The sequence below is a fragment of the Streptomyces tirandamycinicus genome, from assembly GCF_003097515.1.
In the GTDB taxonomy this organism is placed as follows: Bacteria; Actinomycetota; Actinomycetes; order Streptomycetales; family Streptomycetaceae; genus Streptomyces; species Streptomyces tirandamycinicus.
This window is the reverse complement of the sequence record NZ_CP029188.1, coordinates 2,482,501-2,499,319: the sequence shown is the minus strand read 5'-3', so window position 1 is coordinate 2,499,319 and position 16,819 is coordinate 2,482,501. Positions and strand designations below refer to the sequence as shown.

At 73.2% G+C, this 16,819-nt stretch carries 12 protein-coding genes and 2 pseudogenes (1 of these 14 cut by a window edge); 8 read left to right on the top strand and 6 right to left on the bottom strand.

Annotated elements, in window-relative coordinates; translation table 11 throughout:
• From DDW44_RS11020 to DDW44_RS11005, 4 genes and pseudogenes are all read left to right on the top strand, one after another.
• A complete protein-coding gene (locus DDW44_RS11020; RefSeq protein ID WP_017949583.1) occupies positions 1–405 on the top strand; it encodes a DUF742 domain-containing protein in 405 nt (134 codons plus the stop codon).
• Positions 386–991 (top strand): GTP-binding protein, encoded by a 606-nt coding sequence (locus DDW44_RS11015; RefSeq protein ID WP_108906311.1) that lies wholly within the window; start codon positions 386–388, stop codon positions 989–991. The genes DDW44_RS11020 and DDW44_RS11015 overlap by 20 nt, the downstream gene beginning before the upstream one ends.
• A gap of 132 nt (positions 992–1,123) precedes the next feature.
• A pseudogene (locus DDW44_RS11010) lies at positions 1,124–1,737 on the top strand (IS607 family transposase).
• Positions 1,730–3,355 (top strand): annotated as a pseudogene (locus DDW44_RS11005) (IS200/IS605 family accessory protein TnpB-related protein). The pseudogenes DDW44_RS11010 and DDW44_RS11005 overlap by 8 nt, the downstream one beginning before the upstream one ends.
• 35 nt (positions 3,356–3,390) lie before the next feature.
• On the opposite strand, the gene glpK reads toward DDW44_RS11005, so the two are convergent.
• The 4 genes from glpK to DDW44_RS10985 form a co-directional block, all read right to left on the bottom strand.
• Complete coding sequence (gene glpK / locus DDW44_RS11000; RefSeq protein ID WP_108906310.1) at positions 3,391–4,911, bottom strand: glycerol kinase GlpK; 1,521 nt, start codon at positions 4,909–4,911, stop codon at positions 3,391–3,393.
• 90 nt (positions 4,912–5,001) lie between these two features.
• Entirely contained in the window at positions 5,002–5,748 is a 747-nt protein-coding gene (locus DDW44_RS10995; protein WP_108906309.1) for an MIP/aquaporin family protein, read from the bottom strand.
• Positions 5,749–6,002: 254 nt separating this feature from the next.
• Positions 6,003–7,190, bottom strand: coding sequence for a lipid-transfer protein (locus DDW44_RS10990; protein ID WP_166802714.1), 1,188 nt, complete (start codon positions 7,188–7,190; stop codon positions 6,003–6,005).
• Complete coding sequence (locus DDW44_RS10985) at positions 7,187–7,618, bottom strand: Zn-ribbon domain-containing OB-fold protein (protein ID WP_108906308.1); 432 nt, start codon at positions 7,616–7,618, stop codon at positions 7,187–7,189. The genes DDW44_RS10990 and DDW44_RS10985 overlap by 4 nt, the downstream gene beginning before the upstream one ends.
• Before the next feature lie 286 nt (positions 7,619–7,904).
• Between DDW44_RS10985 and DDW44_RS10980 the strand changes: the two genes are divergently transcribed.
• On the top strand, positions 7,905–8,867 hold the full coding sequence (locus DDW44_RS10980) for a M15 family metallopeptidase (RefSeq protein ID WP_108906307.1): 963 nt from the start codon (positions 7,905–7,907) through the stop codon (positions 8,865–8,867).
• A gap of 157 nt (positions 8,868–9,024) precedes the next feature.
• Complete coding sequence (locus DDW44_RS10975) at positions 9,025–9,540, top strand: NUDIX domain-containing protein (RefSeq protein ID WP_167455573.1); 516 nt, start codon at positions 9,025–9,027, stop codon at positions 9,538–9,540.
• On the opposite strand, the gene DDW44_RS10970 is transcribed toward DDW44_RS10975, so the two are convergent.
• A complete protein-coding gene (locus DDW44_RS10970; protein WP_108906305.1) occupies positions 9,531–11,921 on the bottom strand; it encodes a glycoside hydrolase family 31 protein in 2,391 nt (796 codons plus the stop codon). The genes DDW44_RS10975 and DDW44_RS10970 overlap by 10 nt on opposite strands.
• 312 nt (positions 11,922–12,233) lie before the next feature.
• Here DDW44_RS10970 and DDW44_RS10965 point away from each other — a divergent pair, with 312 nt between their 5' ends.
• Complete coding sequence (locus tag DDW44_RS10965; protein ID WP_108906304.1) at positions 12,234–14,222, top strand: acetoacetate--CoA ligase; 1,989 nt, start codon at positions 12,234–12,236, stop codon at positions 14,220–14,222.
• Positions 14,223–14,331: 109 nt separating this feature from the next.
• Positions 14,332–15,342 (top strand): hypothetical protein, encoded by a 1,011-nt coding sequence (locus DDW44_RS10960; protein ID WP_108906303.1) that lies wholly within the window; start codon positions 14,332–14,334, stop codon positions 15,340–15,342.
• Between the two features lie 152 nt (positions 15,343–15,494).
• On the opposite strand, the gene ptsP is transcribed toward DDW44_RS10960, so the two are convergent.
• Positions 15,495–16,819 carry the 3' portion of a phosphoenolpyruvate--protein phosphotransferase gene (ptsP, locus tag DDW44_RS10955; protein WP_108906302.1) on the bottom strand. Its footprint extends 346 nt past the window's final position, so only the last 1,325 of its 1,671 coding nucleotides appear in the window; its start codon lies off the right edge, out of view; it ends in the stop codon at positions 15,495–15,497.

Here is a 16,819-nt window from a genome sequence, read left to right as displayed (position 1 = left end):
ATGACTGACGGCAGACAGCAGGTCCGGCAAGCCCCCCGGTGGTTCGACGACGAAGCCGGTCCGGTCGTCCGTCCCTACGCGATGACCCGCGGCCGGACCAGCAGTACCACGGAGCACCGGCTCGACCTGATCGCGCTCGTCGTGCCGGAACCGGCCGCCCACGACCCAGGCCGGGACCGGACGCTCTCCCCGGAGCACGTGGAGATCGTCGAACGCTGCGGCACCACCCCCCAGTCGATCGCCGAGCTCGCCGCCGGCCTGGACCTCCCCGTCGGGGTGATCCGGGTACTCGTGGGCGATCTCGTCGACGACGCCCTGGTCCATGTGACCCGTCCCGTTCCGCCGGCAGAGCTGCCGGACGTCAGCATTCTCCGCGAGGTGATCAATGGTCTTCGGGCGCTCTAGCCGACGGGAGACGCCGGTGGAGCCGGTGACACTGAAGATCCTTGTGGCCGGCGGCTTCGGGGTCGGCAAGACCACCCTCGTGGGCGCGGTCAGCGAGATCAAGCCGCTGCGCACCGAGGAGACCCTCAGCGAGGCGGGCCGGCCCGTGGACGACCTCGAAGGGGTGGAGTCCAAGAGCACGACGACGGTCGCGATGGACTTCGGCCGGATCACCCTGCGCGAGGATCTGGTCCTGTACCTCTTCGGCACCCCCGGTCAGGACCGGTTCTGGTTCCTCTGGGACGAGCTGGCCCAGGGGGCGCTCGGCGCGGTCGTGCTCGCCGACACCCGCCGCCTGGAGGACTCCTTCGCCGCCGTCGACTACTTCGAGCGGCGCGGCATCCCGTTCACCGTGGGGGTCAACCGCTTCGATGGCGCGGAGGAGTACCCCGAGGAGACCGTGCGGGCGGCCCTCGACCTCGACCCCGAGGTACCGCTCCTGATGTGCGACGCCCGTGAGCGGGAGTCGGTCAAGTCGGTGCTGGTGGCGGTCGTGGAGCACGCCCTGGTGCGGTCCACCAGGGAGCGGGAGCCCGCGGCGACCTGAGCCGTGCCGGCCGGCACCCGCCCCTCGGGCACGGCACGGCCCGTACCTCCGCCGGCGGGGGTCTCCACCTGCTGGTCCTCGAAGTCGGGTGAGTGGGCGTATCCATGTATGAGTGAGTGTCGTTGTCAGAGCGTGAATCTGACGGAATGGGCGAGGACGCAGGGTGTGCATCCGCAGACCGCGTATCGCTGGTTCCGTGAGGGGACGTTGCCGGTACCGGCAATGGGGTCTCCCCTGCTCGAACGAAGTTGAGAGCTTGGGGAAGGGTCGGGCCACGCACGATCCTGGTGAACATCGAGGCGAACACCACGCCCGAGGCCATCGGCGGTCTGGGCCTGTATGCCCGCGTGTCCTCGCACGATCAGAGGACCGATCTGGAACGCCAGGTCGCTCGGCTGTCGGCGTGGGTGGCGAAGGCCGGTCACCGAGTCGTTCGTGTTGAGGCGGAGACCGCTTCCGGGATGGACGGCTGCCGTTCCAAGGCCCGGCGTCTGCTGGCCGACCCGAACGTGACCTGCGTGGTGGTGGAGCACAAGGACCGGCTCGGCCGGATGAACGTCGGGCTTGTCGAGGCCGCCTTGTCCGCGACGGGCCGTCGCCTGCTGGTGCTGGACGACGGCGAGGTCGAAGACGACCTGGTGCGGGACATGGTGGAGGTGCTGACGTCGTTGTGCGTCCGCCTGTACGGGCGCAGGTCAGCGAAGAACCGCGCCCGCAAGGCATTGGAGGCCGCCGCACATGGCTGACCTCCGCCCGATCGCCGCGCCGTTCGTCGCTCTCGGCCCGTCCGGCGTAGCGATCCGCACCCGGTTCAAGGGCCTGACTGCCGAGGATGACAAGGTGCTGCGGGCCGTGGGCGTGCACCTCGGCTCGCTGGCGTCGAAGGATCTCAAGCGCAGGTGTGCTGACGGACTGGAGCACTCCACCGAGACGTGGGCGGCCCGTAAGCGGGAGCTGACTGAGGATTCCTCCTCGCGCTGGGCGGGGAGCATCACGAAGGCCACGCACGATCAGTGGGCGCTGTCCCGCAGGGCCCAGCTGGCGCACATCCAGGGCCTGGAGGCCGGTATCCGCACGGTCGCGCGCCGCCTGTCACTGCCGGTCGGGGAGAGGGGCACGAAACGGGCGCCGGGCGGATACCGCACGAAACAGGAGTGGTTCGTCAAGACACGGCGCCTGCACCTGCTGGAAGACCGGCTGGAGGGTGAGCAGGCCGACCGTGAAACGGGGCGTGTCCGCGTCATACGCGGCGGGAAGAAGCTGGCCCTGGGCCGGCATAACCTCGACGCCGCGCGGCTCACCGAGGATGCGTGGCGGCAGCGCTGGGAAGCCGAACGCTGGTTCCTCGCCGCTGACGGCGAGTCGGGCAAACGCTTCGGCAACGAAACGATCCGCGTCACCCCGGACGGCCAGGTCGGCATCAAGCTGCCGACGCCGCTCGCGCACCTGGCCAACGCCAGGCACGGCCGGTACGTCCCCATCGGCACCGTGCGGTTCCATCACCGGGGCGATCAGTGGGCTGACCGCGTGGCCGCGAACCGTGCCGTCGCCTACCGCATCCACCTGGACGTGGAGCGCGGACGCTGGTACCTGACCGCGTCGTGGACGATCCCGCCAGTCCAGACCGTGCCCCTCACCCAGGCCCGCACCGGGGGCCTGATCGGCGTCGACACGAACGCCGATCACCTCGCCGCGTGACGGCTCGACGCCCACGGCAACCCGTGCGGCGAGCCCCGCCGCTTCTCCTACGACCTGTCCGGCAACACCCGGCACCGGGACGCCCAGGTCCGGCACGCCCTCACCCGCCTGTTGCACTGGGCCAAGCGGTACGGCCTGTCGATCGCGGTAGAAGACCTCGACTTCGGCTCGGAGAAGACCCGGGAGAAGCACGGACGGCGTAAGCGGTTCCGCAGGCTCATCTCCGGCATGCCCGTGGCCAGGCTGCGAGCCCGGCTCGTGTCCATGGCGGCCGAACTCGCCATCCCCCTCGTCGCCGTGGACCCGGCGTACACCTCCCGCTGGGGCGCTGAGCACTGGCAGAAGCCCCTGGCCTCGAAGAACCGCAGGACCAGCCGACACGACGCGGCAAGCGTCGCGATCGGACGACGCGCCCTTGGACACCGTATCCGGCGACGGACGGCACCGCCCCACGACGACCAGAGCGATCGTCGTGGGCATCGGACCGCCCAGGCCGGACACCGTGACCGAGGGCGTGAGGAAACCCGCCCCCGCATTCCCGGACCACGCACACGATGCGTGCCACCGGACGCGGAGCGAACGCGGGCGACCAGGACACCCAAGACCGTTCGGGATGTCCGCAGTGACCAGGTCTGGGTCCAAGACTCACTCCTGCCCACTGAATAGGAACGGTACGAGCCGTGGCCCGAGGTGGCGGGCGGCTACCCGGCGTCGTCCCGCTGCCAGCCGAAACTCCGCTCCACGGCCCGGCGCCAGTTGCCGTACTCCCGGTCCCGCACCTCCGGGGACATCCGCGGCGACCACTCGGCGTCGCGCCGCCAGTGCTCCTTCAGCTCGTCCAGCCCGCCCCACACCCCGGTGGCGAGGCCCGCGGCGTACGCCGCACCCAGGCAGGTCGTCTCGGACACCCTGGGACGGATCACCGGCACGTCCAGTACGTCGGCCTGATGCTGCATCAGCAGCCCGTTCGCGGTCATCCCGCCGTCCACCTTGAGTGTGCTGATCGGCACCCCCGAGTCCTGGTACATCGCGTCCACCACCTCACGCGTCTGCCAGCTCGTCGCCTCCAGCACGGCCCGGGCCAGATGCGCCCTGGTGACGTACCGGGTGAGGCCGGTGATCACCCCGCGGGCGTCGGAGCGCCAGTACGGTGCGTACAGCCCGGAGAAGGCCGGCACGATGTACGCCCCTCCGTTGTCCTCGACGCTCGCGGCCAGGGGCTCGATCTCGTCCGCGCTGCCGATGATCCCGAGCTGGTCCCGGAACCACTGCACCAGCGCACCCGTGATCGCGATGGAGCCCTCGAGGCAGTAGACCGGGTCGGAGTCACCGATCTTGTAGCCGAGCGTCGTGATCAGGCCGTGCTTGGAGGGCACCGGCCGGTTGCCGGTGTTGAGCAGCAGGAAGCTGCCCGTGCCGTATGTGTTCTTCGCCGTTCCCGGGTCGTAGCAGGCCTGGCCGAAGACGGCGGCCTGCTGGTCGCCGAGCGCGGAGGCGACCGGTACGCCCTCCAGCGGGCCCACGGCGGTCCCGTAGACCTCCGCCGAGGAGCGGATCTGCGGGAGGACCGCCTCCGGCACGTTCATCGCGGCGAGGACGGAGGCGTCCCACTGGAGCGTCTCCAGGTTCATCAGCATGGTGCGGGAGGCGTTGGTGACGTCCGTGACGTGGACGCCGCCGTCGGTACCGCCGGTCAGGTTCCAGATCAGCCAGGAGTCGATGGTGCCGAAGGCGATCTCCCCCCGCTCGGCCCGCTCGCGGAGTCCGGGCACGTGGTCCAGCAGCCAGGCGGCCTTCGGGCCCGAGAAGTAGCTGGCGAGCGGAAGGCCGGTGGCGTCGCGGAACCGGTCCTGCCCGTCCGCGCCGCCGAGTTCGGTGCACAGCGCGGAGGTGCGGGTGTCCTGCCAGACGATGGCGTTGTGCACCGGCCTGCCCGTCGACCTGTCCCAGAGAACCGTGGTCTCGCGCTGGTTGGTGATGCCGAGGGCGCTGAGCTGCCCGGCCCGCAGCCCGGCCCTGGCGAGCGCTCCGGCGACCACGGCCTGCACCGTGGACCAGATCTCGCCGGCGTCGTGCTCCACCCAGCCGGGCTTGGGGAAGATCTGACGGTGCTCCCGCTGGTCGGCGGCGACGATCGCCCCGTTCCGGTCGAAGATGATGCAGCGGCTTGACGTGGTGCCCTGGTCGATGGCGGCGACGAGCTTCTGGGAGGTGTCCGTCATGACGTCCTCTTGTCGGATGGCGCTGCCCTGGGGCTGCGGTGGGAACGGGTGCCGACCGGGCGGTGCACCCGGAGGGTCCGGTGTGGCGGTTCAGAACACGATGTTGAAGATCACGCCCGAGAGCAGCCCGCCGAGGAGCGGCCCGGCCACCGGGATCCAGGCGTAACCCCAGTCGGATGTGCCCTTGCCGGGGATGGGCAGCAGCGCGTGCGCCAGCCGCGGGCCCAGGTCGCGGGCGGGGTTGACGGCGTAGCCGGTCGGCCCGCCGAGTGACAGTCCGATGCCGACGACGAGCAGCGACACCAGCAGCACCGAGATCCCGGAGCCGTAGATCCCCGCGGCTTCGCCCGGGACCTGGCCGATACCGATGCCTGCGTTGCGCCCGAAGGCCAGCAGCGGCAGCACCAGTCCGACCGTGGCGACGGTCTCGGTGAGCAGATTGGCCGTGGGGCTGCGGATCTCCGGGGCGGTCGAGAAGACTCCCAGCGTGGGCCGGGTGTTCGCCCGGAACTGCGCGTAGTAGGCCAGCCAGGCCAGTACGGCCCCGAGGAACGCCCCGGTCAGCTGGGCCACCATGTACAGCGGGACCTTGCCCCATTCGCCGGTGTCGACGGCGATGCCCACGGTCACGGCCGGGTTGAGGTGACCGCCGGACAGGGGCGCCGCGGTGTACGCGCCCGCCAGCACGCCGAATCCCCAGCCGAAGGCGATGACGACCCAGCCCGCCGCCTTGGCCTTGGAGTGGTCGAGGGTGACGGCGGCGCAGACCCCCGCGCCGAAGAGGACCAGTATCGCGGTGCCGATGACCTCGCCGAGGAAGATGTCTGCGTTGCTCATGGCGGCTCCAGGCTGGGTGCGGATTCCCATGGCTACGGAGCGCGGAGGCAGGGCGGAGGGCCGGGGCCGTGCCGTACGCGGTCTCCGTGACGAGCGTGGTGAGCGCGCCGGAACGCCGCGCTGCTTGGGGCGGCGCCGACGAAGAGGCAGTTTTCCCCCGGGTCACCGGCCCGTCAAGGTCGCCTCTCCCGCGCGCGCTGCACGGGCGCCGGCGGGCCCCGGTACCGCGCGGGCACGTGGCGGACCGGGATCGCTCAGCTGACCGCGACGACTGCCGATCCGTGACCGAACAGCCCCTGGTTCGCGGTCATTCCGGCGCGCGCCCCCGTCACCTGGCGTTCGCCCGCGGTTCCTCGAAGCTGCCAGGTCAGTTCGCACACCTGGGCGATGGCCTGGGCCGGTACGGCCTCCCCGAACGAGGCCAGCCCGCCGCTGGCGTTGACCGGGATCCGGCCGCCCAGGGCGGTCGCCCCGTCGCGGAGCAGCCCGGCGCCCTCACCCTCCGGGCACAGCCCCAGGTCCTCGTACCACTGCAACTCCAGTGCGGTGGACAGGTCGTACACCTCCGCGAGCGACAGGTCCTCCGGCCCCAGCGCGGCCTCCTCGTACGCGGCGCGGGCGATCGACTCCCGGAATCCCGGGGCCGGTGGACCGGCGGCGACCGCCGAGTCGGTGGCGATGTCCGGGAGGCCGGGCTCGGTCCTGGGGTAGACGGGGGTGACCGTCGAGACCGCGCGGATGCGGACCGGATCGCCGGCGCCGTGCCGGCGGGCGTACTCCATGCTCGACAGCACCAGTGCGGCGCCGCCGTCGGACGTGGCGCAGACGTCGAGCAGCCGCAGCGGGTCGGCGACGACGGGGGAGGCCGCGACCTGCCCGGCGCTCACCGCCGTGCGGTACCGGGCGTACGGGTTGAGCGCCCCGGCCGCCGCGTTCTTGACCTTGACCCGGGCGAAGTCGTCCGGGGTGTCGCCGTGGAGGGCCATGCGGCGGCGCGCGTACAGGGCGAAGTAGGCCGGGTTGGTGGCGCCGAGCAGCCGGAAGCGCAGCCAGTCGGGGTCGTCGGGCCGGTCGCCGCCGGCGGGTGCGAAGAACCCCTTCGGCGCGGAGTCGGCGCCGACGACCAGCACCACCTCGGCGATGCCCGACAGGATCTGGGCCCGTGCGGTGTCGATGGCCTGTGCCCCCGAGGCACAGGCCGCGTACACGCTGGTGACGCGGGTCCCCTGCCAGCCCAGGGCCTGGGCGAAGGCCGCTCCCGCGACATGGCCGGGGTATCCGCAGCGGATCGTGCCGGCGCCGACCACCGACCGGACGTCGGCCCAGCCGATCCCCGCGTCCGCGAGCGCGGCACGGGCTGCGGCCGTCCCGTACTCGATGAAGCTCCGGCCCCACTTGCCCCACGGGTGCATGCCCGCGCCGAGCACCGCGACCTCGTTCACCGCTCCTCCTCGACCGGGCGCCACTGCCAGGTCGTCCACACCGTGTCCGCGTCCTCGGAGAGGATCCCGGGCACCACCTCGACCTCCGTGCCGACGCTCAGGTCCGCGACCGTCACCCCCGGGACCGCCTGCCCGAGCACCACCATCCGCTCGGCCGCCAGCTCGACGGCGAGGAGGGTGTACGGCTGCCACCCGGACTCCGGGTCGGAGACGTACGGCGCCGGCGGACGGTAGCGGCCGTCCGTGTACGACCACACGCGCCCCCGCTTCGACAGCGCCACCTCCGTGAGCACGCCGCCCGCGCAGGCGGGGTTGCGGCAGAGCGCGTCCTCACGTGGGAAGAACACCGCCGAGCAGGCGCCGCAGCGGGTGCCCAGCAGCCGGAACCCCTCCTCGTCGTCCGACTTGGTGAACCAGCCCGCCACCACCGGTCTGCGTACCCGCGTCAAGGCCCCTCCCGGACGTCCGCATCACAGAACTGACGATTCGTCAGAACTCTGGCCAGTGTGCCATGCGCGGGGCACGGGCACGACCCGGCGGGGCGCCCGGTCGCGGCCACCGCGGGAGGCCCGCCCGCCGGCGTGCCGAACGGCGCCCACGGCCGGGCCTGTTCGATGTCCGCTGCACCACGCCTGCTCGGTGTCCGGCACGGGAGAAGGGGCGGCCCGCATCCCCGGGTTGGTCCCGGCCACCGGTTGCTGATAGACGGTGCGCATGACGCGCATAAGAGGACCCGCCACCGCACTCACCGCACGCCGCGCACTTGCCGCACGCCGCGCACTCGCGGCACGCCGCGCACTCGCGGCACGCCGCGCACTCGCGGCACGCCGCGCACTCGCGGCACGCCGCGTCCTCACCGCCCTCACCGCCCTGCTCGCCCTCACCGCCCTGACGGCCCCGGCCGTCGTGACCGCCGCCGCGCCGGGCGCCTCCGCCGCACCGCCCCGCGCCGTCTCCGAACCGACGGCCCCCCGGGGATTCGTCACGCTGGGCTCCGTCGATCCGACGATCCTCCAGGACATCCGCTACACCACGGCGCACAACTTCGTCGGGGAACCGATCGACGGCTACCGCCAACCGGTCTGCATCCTCACCCGCCCCGCCGCCCGGGCGCTCCGCACGGCCCAGCGCACCCTGCTGCGCAAGGGCTACTCGCTCAAGGTCTACGACTGCTACCGGCCGCAGCGCGCCGTGGACCACTTCGTGCGCTGGGCCCGAAACCTCACCGACGAGCGGATGAAGCAGGAGTTCTATCCACGCGTCGACAAGCCGAGACTCCTCGCGGACGGCTACATCGCCGAGAAGTCCGGTCACAGCCGCGGCAGCACCGTCGACCTCACCGTCGTCCCCCTCCCGGCCGCGAAGACCCGCCCGTACGTGCCCGGCGAGCCCCTCGTCCCCTGCTACGCACCGCGGCCGGAGCGCTTTCCGGACAACTCCGCCGACATGGGCACCGGGTACGACTGCTTCGACACGCTCTCGCACACCGGCGACCCGCGCGTCCAGGGCGCCCGGCGCGCCAACCGGCAGCTGCTCGAGAGCGCCCTCGCCCGCGTCGGCTTCGTCAACCTGCCCCAGGAGTGGTGGCACTTCACCCATCGGCCGGAACTCTTCCCCGGCACATACTTCGACTTCCCCGTGTCCCGGCGGTCCCTCCACGGTGCCCCGGGGGACTGATCCGGCGCCGGGATCGCGGAAGCACCCGGCCCCGGCCCTGCCCCTGGCCCCGGCTCCAGTGGCGCGGACCGCGGGGTCCGCCGTCGCGTAGAGTCGGCATGTGACCGAGCCCCGCGAAACCACACCCGGTACCGGCGCCGCAACGGCCCGCACGCCCGTGCACCGGACGCCGGTCCGGGACTCCCACTGCTCCAGCTGCGGGGCTCCGTACCACGGTCCCGCGGGCTGGCCCAGGAGCTGTGCCGACTGCGGTGACATCGCCTACCGCAACCCCCTCCCCGTGGCCGTCGCCCTGCTCCCCGTCACCGGCCCGCGCACCACCGGACTCGTCGTGATCACCCGCACCATCGAACCCCAGCGCGGCCGGGTCGCCCTGCCCGGCGGGTTCATCGACCACAGCGAGGACTGGAGGCAAGCCGTCGTCCGCGAGCTGAAGGAGGAGACCGGCATCGACGCCGCGCAGCAGGACGTCCGTCTCGCCGACGCCCTCAGCTCGCCCGGCGGGCACCTGCTGCTCTTCGGCCTGCTCCCGCACCGTCCCGCGGACGAACTCCCGCCCTCGGCCCCGACCGACGAGACGGAGGGGTGGCACGTCCTGCACGAGCCGGCCGAACTCGCCTTCCCCCTGCACACCGCGGCGGTACGGAACTGGTTCGCCGGCCGCTACGGCTGAGCCGGGCCGGGCGGGCGTGCCGACGGCCCGCCGCGCACCCGCACCGGACGCTCCGGCGGCACCGATCCGGCGCCGGACACCGCGTCGGACACCCGCTCCACCACGGTCCGGCCGTCCACCAGCCGTGCGGCGTACCGCTCCACCACGGGCCGCGCCCCCGGAGGGCCGTCCTCCACCACCGCCCCGCCGCCGCTGCGCCCCGGCGCCGGGGCCCACACCTCCAGTCCGGTCCGGCCGCCCTCGGCACGTACCGGAATCACCGAACCCGCCCGCGCGAGCACCGGGATCCGCGACAGCGGGGCGTCCAGCAGGACCTGCCCCGGGCCCTCGTACGAGCCGCCGGACACCGTGTCGTACCAGAGCCCCCGCGGCAGCCGCACCGCACGCCGGTCCGCCCCCCGCTCCAGCACCGGCGCCACCAGCAGCGCGTCACCCAGCAGGAAGGCGTCCCCGCAGTCCCGCAGCGCCCGGTCGCGCGGCGCCTCCCACCACAACGGCCGCACATACGGAGCCCCGGTCTGCCGTGCCTGATGCGCCAGGGTCACGAAGTAGGGGCGCAGCCGCTCCCGTTCGAGCAGTGCCGCCCTGGCGTGCCCGAGGACCTGCGGGCCGAACTCCCACGGCTCCCGGCGCCCCGCGCCGATCGCCGCGTGCGTACGGAACAGCGGCAGATACGCGGCGAGCTCGAACCAGCGCAGGAACAGCTCGGGCGACGGGCTCCCGTCGAACCCGCCCACGTCGGGACCCGAGTAGGGCACCCCGCACAGCCCCAGTCCCAGCACCAGCGACAGTGAGGCCCGCAGCCCCGGCCAGCCCGTCGCCACATCACCGGACCAGGTCCCGCCGTACCGCTGCATGCCCACCCAGCCGGAGCGGGAGAACAGGAACGGCCGCTCCCGCGGACGCAGCCTCCGCAAGCCCTCGTAGCCCGCCCGCGCCATCGCCAGGCCGTACACGTTGTGGGCCTCACGGTGGTCGCCGCCCCGGCCCTCCAGGCAGTGCCGGGCCGAGCGGGGCAGCGTCATGTCGCCGAACGGGGTGAACGACACCGGCTCGTTCATGTCGTGCCACACCCCGGAGAAGCCCTGCGCCAGACGCTCCTCGTACAGCCCACCCCACCAGGCGCGGACCCGCGGATCGGTGAAGTCCGGATACACGCACTCGCCGGGCCACACTTCGCCGCGCACCTCGCGCCCCCGCCCGTCCCGGACGAACGCGCCGGCCGCGGCGCCCGTGTCGTACACCTCGTTGCCGGGCTCGGCCTTCACCGCCGGATCCACGATCGAGACCAGCCGCACCCCCTCCGCCCGGAGATCCTCCGCCAGCCGGGGCAGGTCGGGAAAGCGCTCCGTGTCCACGGTGAAGACCCGGTGGCCGTCGTAGTGGTCGATGTCCAGGTGCAGCGCCGACAGCGGCAGACCCCGCCCCCGGTAGCCCGCCACCACCCGGCGCACCTCGCGCTCGCTGCCGAAGCCCCAGCGCGCGTGCTGCGGCCCCAGCGCCCACGACGGCGGCGGCACGGGCGCCCCGGTGAGCCCCGTCCACCCCCGCAGCACCCGGGCCGGCGTGCCCACGACCACCCAGCAGCGCAGCGGCCCACCCGCCATCCGGACCTCGCTGGTACCCGGGCGGTCGTGCCCCGACCCCGCGCCCTCCGCGCCCTCGCGCAGGGTGACCCGCCCCTCCCAGGAGTTGTCCAGGAACGCCAGATGCGTACCCGCGTCCGCGACCACCCACTGCACCGGCATCGTGATGTACAGCGGATCGTCGTCCGGACCGAAGCTCCCGCGCGGATCGGTGTTCCACAGCCGGTACGTGCCGTCCCTGAGGCGGGGACCCGACGCGCGGCCGCCGAGGCCGAAGAACCGGGCGTCGGCGGGTACCTCACTGCGCTGCAGCCAGCGGGCGGGGCCGCCGCCGACCGGTTCCCACCAGCGCGGGGGCAGATCCCTGCGCAAAACCACCCCGCCGGGTGTCCGGATCTCGACCCCGCCGTGCCGGGACACCGCCACCGTGACCCGCTCCGAGACGATCCGCCAGCCGCCCGCCTTGTCCGGCTCCAGCTCCGCCCGCGGATCGGGCCGCGGAGGCGCGCCGTCCAGCGCGTACGACGGCTCGGGCCCGGCACCGTCCCAGCCCCAGAACACGACTCCCGCGGCCGCCACGGTCACCCGGAGCTCCGAACGGGCGAAGCGGACGAGCCCGCCGCCCGGCGACGGCTCGGCCCCGGTCACGGTGCCCGGCACCCGCGCCCGCTCCGCGCCCCGCGGGGGCAGCCCCCACGCGTCCGTACGCCTGCGGCGCCACGCCGAACGCGCCGCGCGCAGCCCCCGCACCGTCCCGAACACCCTCACCGAGCGCGCCAGATCACGACCGTCCATGCCGCTCACCCTGCCATCCGCCGAGGCCGGGGCGGGGTCCGTTCAGCTGTCGTTCACCCGCGGCGGGAGTCCCCGCCGATCGCGGTACCGGAAGCCGACCGTCGCGATGCGAGGCGCCACCACCCGTGGTCAGAGCACACAATCAGCCACTGCGGCATGGGTGGGGAACCCTGGTGCGGAAGACGATCACGTGGCATCGTCCCTGTCATCCGTGCGAGGCCACACCCTCGCCCCGCCCGGACACACACGTGACCACGTGCCGACCGCGTGCCGACCACGCACAGAGCCGCACAGCCGCCCGGGAGCCGCCCCATGACCTCAAGCGCGAACCCTGCCCCCCTCTGGCAGCCCGACGCCGACCGCATCGCGGCGGCCCGGATCACCCGCTTCCAGGCATGGGCCGCCGACCGCTACGGTGCGCCCGCCGAAGGCGGCTACCCGGCCCTGCACCGCTGGTCCGTCGACCGGCTCGAGACCTTCTGGCAGGCGGTCGCCGACTGGTTCGACGTACGGTTCTCCACCCCCGGCGAGCGCGTCCTCGCCGACCGCGGCATGCCCGGCGCCCGGTGGTTCCCCGGCGCCACCCTCAACTACGCCGAACACGCCCTGCGCACCGCCGAGGATCCCGCCCGCGCCCATGAGCCGGCCCTCGTCCATCTGGACGAGACACACACCCCGGCTTCCGTCAGCTGGGCCGAACTGCGCCGCCAGGTCGGATCCCTCGCCGCCGAACTCCGCGCCCTCGGGGTACGGCCCGGCGACCGCGTCAGCGGCTATCTGCCCAACATCCCGCAGGCCGTGACCGCCCTCCTCGCCACCGCCGCCGTCGGCGCCACCTGGACCTCGTGCGCGCCCGACTTCGGCGCCCGCAGCGTCCTCGACCGCTTCCAGCAGGTCGAGCCGGTCGTCCTCTTCACCGTGGACGGCTACCGCTACGGCGGCAAGGAGCACGACCGCGCCGACGTGGTCGCCGAGCTCCGCCGCGAACTGCCCACCCTGCGCGCCGTCGTCCACATCCCCCTGCTCGGCTCCCCGGCCCCCGAAGGCGCCCTGGAGTGGTCCGCGCTCACCGCCGGCGACGTCGAACCCGACTTCGAGCAGGTCCCCTTCGAGCACCCGCTGTGGGTGCTCTACTCCTCCGGCACCACCGGGCTGCCCAAGGCGATCGTCCAGTCCCAGGGCGGCATCCTGCTGGAGCACTTCAAGCAACTCGGACTGCACTGCGACCTCGGTCCCGGCGACCGCTTCTTCTGGTACACGTCCACCGGCTGGATGATGTGGAACTTCCTCGTCTCCGGGCTGCTCACCGGCACCACCGTGGTGCTGTACGACGGCAGCCCCGGCCACCCCGACACCGGCGCCCAGTGGGCCATCGCCGAGCGCACCGGGACGACCCTCTTCGGCACCTCCGCCGCCTACGTCATGGCCTGCCGAAAGGCCGGCGTGCACCCCGCGCGCGACCACGACCTGACCACCGTCCGCTGCGTCGCCACCACCGGCTCCCCCCTGCCGCCCGACGGCTTCCGCTGGCTGCACGACGAGGTCCGCGAGGACCTGTGGATCGCGTCCGTCAGCGGCGGCACGGACGTCTGCAGCTGCTTCGCGGGCGCCGTGCCGACCCTGCCCGTCCACATCGGCGAACTCCAGGCCGCCTGCCTCGGCACCGACCTGCAGTCCTGGGACCCGCACGGCAAGCCCCTCGTCGGCGAGGTCGGCGAGCTCGTCGTCACCAACCCCATGCCGTCCATGCCGATCCGCTTCTGGAACGACCCCGACGGCAGCCGCTACCGCGACAGCTACTTCGAGATGTTCCCGGGCGTCTGGCGGCACGGAGACTGGATCACGATCACCGACCACGGCTCCGTCGTCATCCACGGACGGTCGGACTCCACCCTCAACCGCCAGGGCGTCCGGATGGGCTCCGCCGACATCTACGAAGTGGTGGAACGACTCCCCGAGATCAGGGAATCCCTGGTCATCGGCCTCGAGGAACCCGACGGCGGCTACTGGATGCCGCTCTTCGTCCACCTCGCACCGGGCGCCGCGCTCGACGACGACCTGCGCTCCCGGATCAAGCGGGCCATCCGTGAGCAGCTCTCGCCGCGCCATGTCCCGGACGAGATCATCGAGGTTCCCGGCGTCCCGCACACCCTCACCGGCAAGCGCATCGAGGTCCCGGTCAAGCGCCTGCTCCAGGGAACCGCCCTCACCAAGGTGGTGAACCCCGGATCGGTGGACGACCTCGAACTGCTGCGCTTCTACGAGCACCTGGCGCGCGAGCGCGCCGCCGGGCGCGGCTGAACCGGCGCCCCCCGGCGTCCCCCTCCCTGCGGCGGAACCACGTTGTCAGTGCCCGCGGTTACGGTGAGTGAGCACTGGGCAACACCGCCCGAACGGCCAGGGGGACTCCATGCAGCACGGCAAGCAGCAGGCGAACACCCGCACCACGACCCACGGCAAGGACGGCGCACACCGCGCACCGGACGGCCCGGACCACACCGCGGCGCCCACCCACCCCGGGCGGCACGACCACGCGCGCGGACGCGGCCGGGCCGGGGGCGACCGGCGAGCGCGCCACCGGGCCCTGCGCCGCGACGTACCCGCCGTCGTCGGGCTCCTCGTCGACGACGAGGACTTCGCCGCCATGCGCCGGTACCCGACCTTCGCCTTCGACGACCATCCCGACTATCTGCGCCACGCGGAAGGCCTGCTCAAAGCACTCTCCACCCAGGGCGGGCACACCACCGTCGCCCTCTTCGACCCGGAGGAGTTCGCCCACTACTGCCGGGAGGCCGGGCTCGATCCCGACTCCTCCGCGAGCCGCAGCCGCTACACCGCCGAGGTCGCCGCCACCGGCGCGACCGTCGCGTACACCGGCCAGCCGCTGGACGAACTCGTCCCACTGCTCCTCAACCGCGCGGTCCGGCACGCCACATGGGAGTACGCCACCTCCCTCCTGGCCGGCACCGGCCCGGAGCGCGGGGACGACGCGGGCCGCACCGCGTTCGAGCGCGCGTCACGGCTCCTCGCCGAACTGCTCGACGGCGCCGGCCCGGGGACCCACCACCTCGTCTGCAGCGTCCCGGCCGACCAGGGGGAGCAGCTCCTGGCGGTCCTCCACACCACACGCCCCGACGACGGGCCGGGAGCCCTCGACTCCTCCGAGGCCGCCGAGTTCGCGACGGTCCTGGCGGTCGGCGTCGCCCTCGAAAGCCCCGGCGGAGTCGTCCTCAGAACCTCGCTGCCCGGCGCTCCCGACCGGCTCCACGGCTGGCGGCTCCACGCCGGCCGGCTGGTCGCGCTCACCGAGGCCGAGGTCTTCTGCGCCTACTGCACGGACGCGGACACCGGGGACCCCCTGTCCCCGGAGCCGGGCGTCGAGTACCGGGCGGGCTTCGACGTGGGCGGCTCACACCCGTGAGCGCGCACGAGCCCCGAAGCCAAGGAGGAGGGCGACACGCTCAGCGTGTCCGGGGACGCAGGCGGTGCTCCGGCGGCGCCCCCTCGGCGCTCCGGACGGAAAGGGGGCTCCCCGCCGCACGGCGGGAAGCCCCTCCCAACGCCGGCCGCCGGTCACTCCCCGGACAGCACCGCCTGCGCGGCACGCCGCGCCTCGTCGGCGGAGTCCGCCGCCCGCGCCGCGGCGGCGGCCCGCTCGCACTGGGCCAGCGTGTACTTCGCCAGCGTCGCCCGTACATACGGGATCGACGCCGCACCCATCGAAAGGGAGGTGACACCCAGGCCCGTCAGCACACACGCGAGCAGCGGGTCCGACGCGGCCTCACCGCACACGCCGCAACTCTTGCCCTCGGCCGCGGCAGCCTCGGCGGACAACGCCACCAGGTCGAGCAGAGCGGGCTGCCACGGGTCCTGGAGCCGGGACACCGCACCCACCTGGCGGTCGGCGGCGAAGGCGTACTGCGCCAGGTCGTTCGTGCCCAGCGACAGGAACTCGACCTCCTGCAGCACCGACCGCGCCCGCAGGGCCGCGGACGGGATCTCGACCATCGCGCCGAACTTCGCGTTCAGCCCGGCCTCGCGGCACGCTTCGGCGAACGCCCTGGCATCGGCGCGGTCCGCCACCATCGGCGCCATGACCTCCAGGTACACGGGCAGACCCTCGGCGGCCTTCGACAGCGCGGTGAGCTGTGTGCGCAGCACCTCGGGGTGGTCCAGCAGCGTCCGCAGCCCCCGCACGCCCAGAGCCGGGTTCGGCTCGTCGGCCGGGGTCAGGAAGTCGAGCGGCTTGTCCGCGCCGGCGTCCAGCACCCGCACGACCACCCGTCCCTCGGGGAACGCCTCCAGCACCGTCCGGTACGCCTCGACCTGCTTGGCCTCCGAAGGCGCCTGCCTGCTGTCGTCGAGGAAGAGGAACTCGGTGCGGAACAGACCGACGCCCTCGGCACCGGCCTCCACCGCGGCGGGTACGTCTCCGGGGCCTCCGATGTTCGCCAGCAGCGGCACCTTGTGCCCGTCCGAGGTCGCACCCGGTCCGGTGGACGCCGCCAGCGCGGCCTTCCGCTCGGCCGCCGCCTCGGTGAGCAGCTCACGCCGCTCGTCGCTCGGCTCCACGAACACCTCGCCGGTGCTGCCGTCCACGGCGACCACCGTGCCCTCGCCCAGTTCGCACGCGCCCGGGAGCGCCACCACGGCCGGCACCCCCAGTGCCCGGGCCAGGATCGCACTGTGGCTGGTCGGGCCGCCCTCCTCGGTGATGAACCCGAGCACCAGCGCCGGGTCGAGCAGCGCCGTGTCCGCGGGAGCGAGGTCCCGGGCGATCAGTACATAGGGCTCGTCACTGTCCGGCACGCCCGGCATCGGCACCCCGAGCAGCCGCGCCACGATGCGGTTCCGCACGTCGTCGAGGTCGGCCACCCGGCCGGCCAGGTACTCGCCGG

Coding starts and splice junctions, on each gene's coding strand:
- glpK (WP_108906310.1), bottom strand. CDS start 4,911: ATGACGGACACCTCCCAGAAGCTCGTCGCCGCCATCGACCAGGGCACC.
- DDW44_RS10970 (WP_108906305.1), bottom strand. CDS start 11,921: ATGGACGGTCGTGATCTGGCGCGCTCGGTGAGGGTGTTCGGGACGGTG.
- DDW44_RS10960 (WP_108906303.1), top strand. CDS start 14,332: ATGCAGCACGGCAAGCAGCAGGCGAACACCCGCACCACGACCCACGGC.
- DDW44_RS10980 (WP_108906307.1), top strand. CDS start 7,905: ATGACGCGCATAAGAGGACCCGCCACCGCACTCACCGCACGCCGCGCA.
- DDW44_RS10965 (WP_108906304.1), top strand. CDS start 12,234: ATGACCTCAAGCGCGAACCCTGCCCCCCTCTGGCAGCCCGACGCCGAC.
- DDW44_RS10995 (WP_108906309.1), bottom strand. CDS start 5,748: ATGAGCAACGCAGACATCTTCCTCGGCGAGGTCATCGGCACCGCGATA.
- DDW44_RS11020 (WP_017949583.1), top strand. CDS start 1: ATGACTGACGGCAGACAGCAGGTCCGGCAAGCCCCCCGGTGGTTCGAC.
- DDW44_RS11015 (WP_108906311.1), top strand. CDS start 386: ATGGTCTTCGGGCGCTCTAGCCGACGGGAGACGCCGGTGGAGCCGGTG.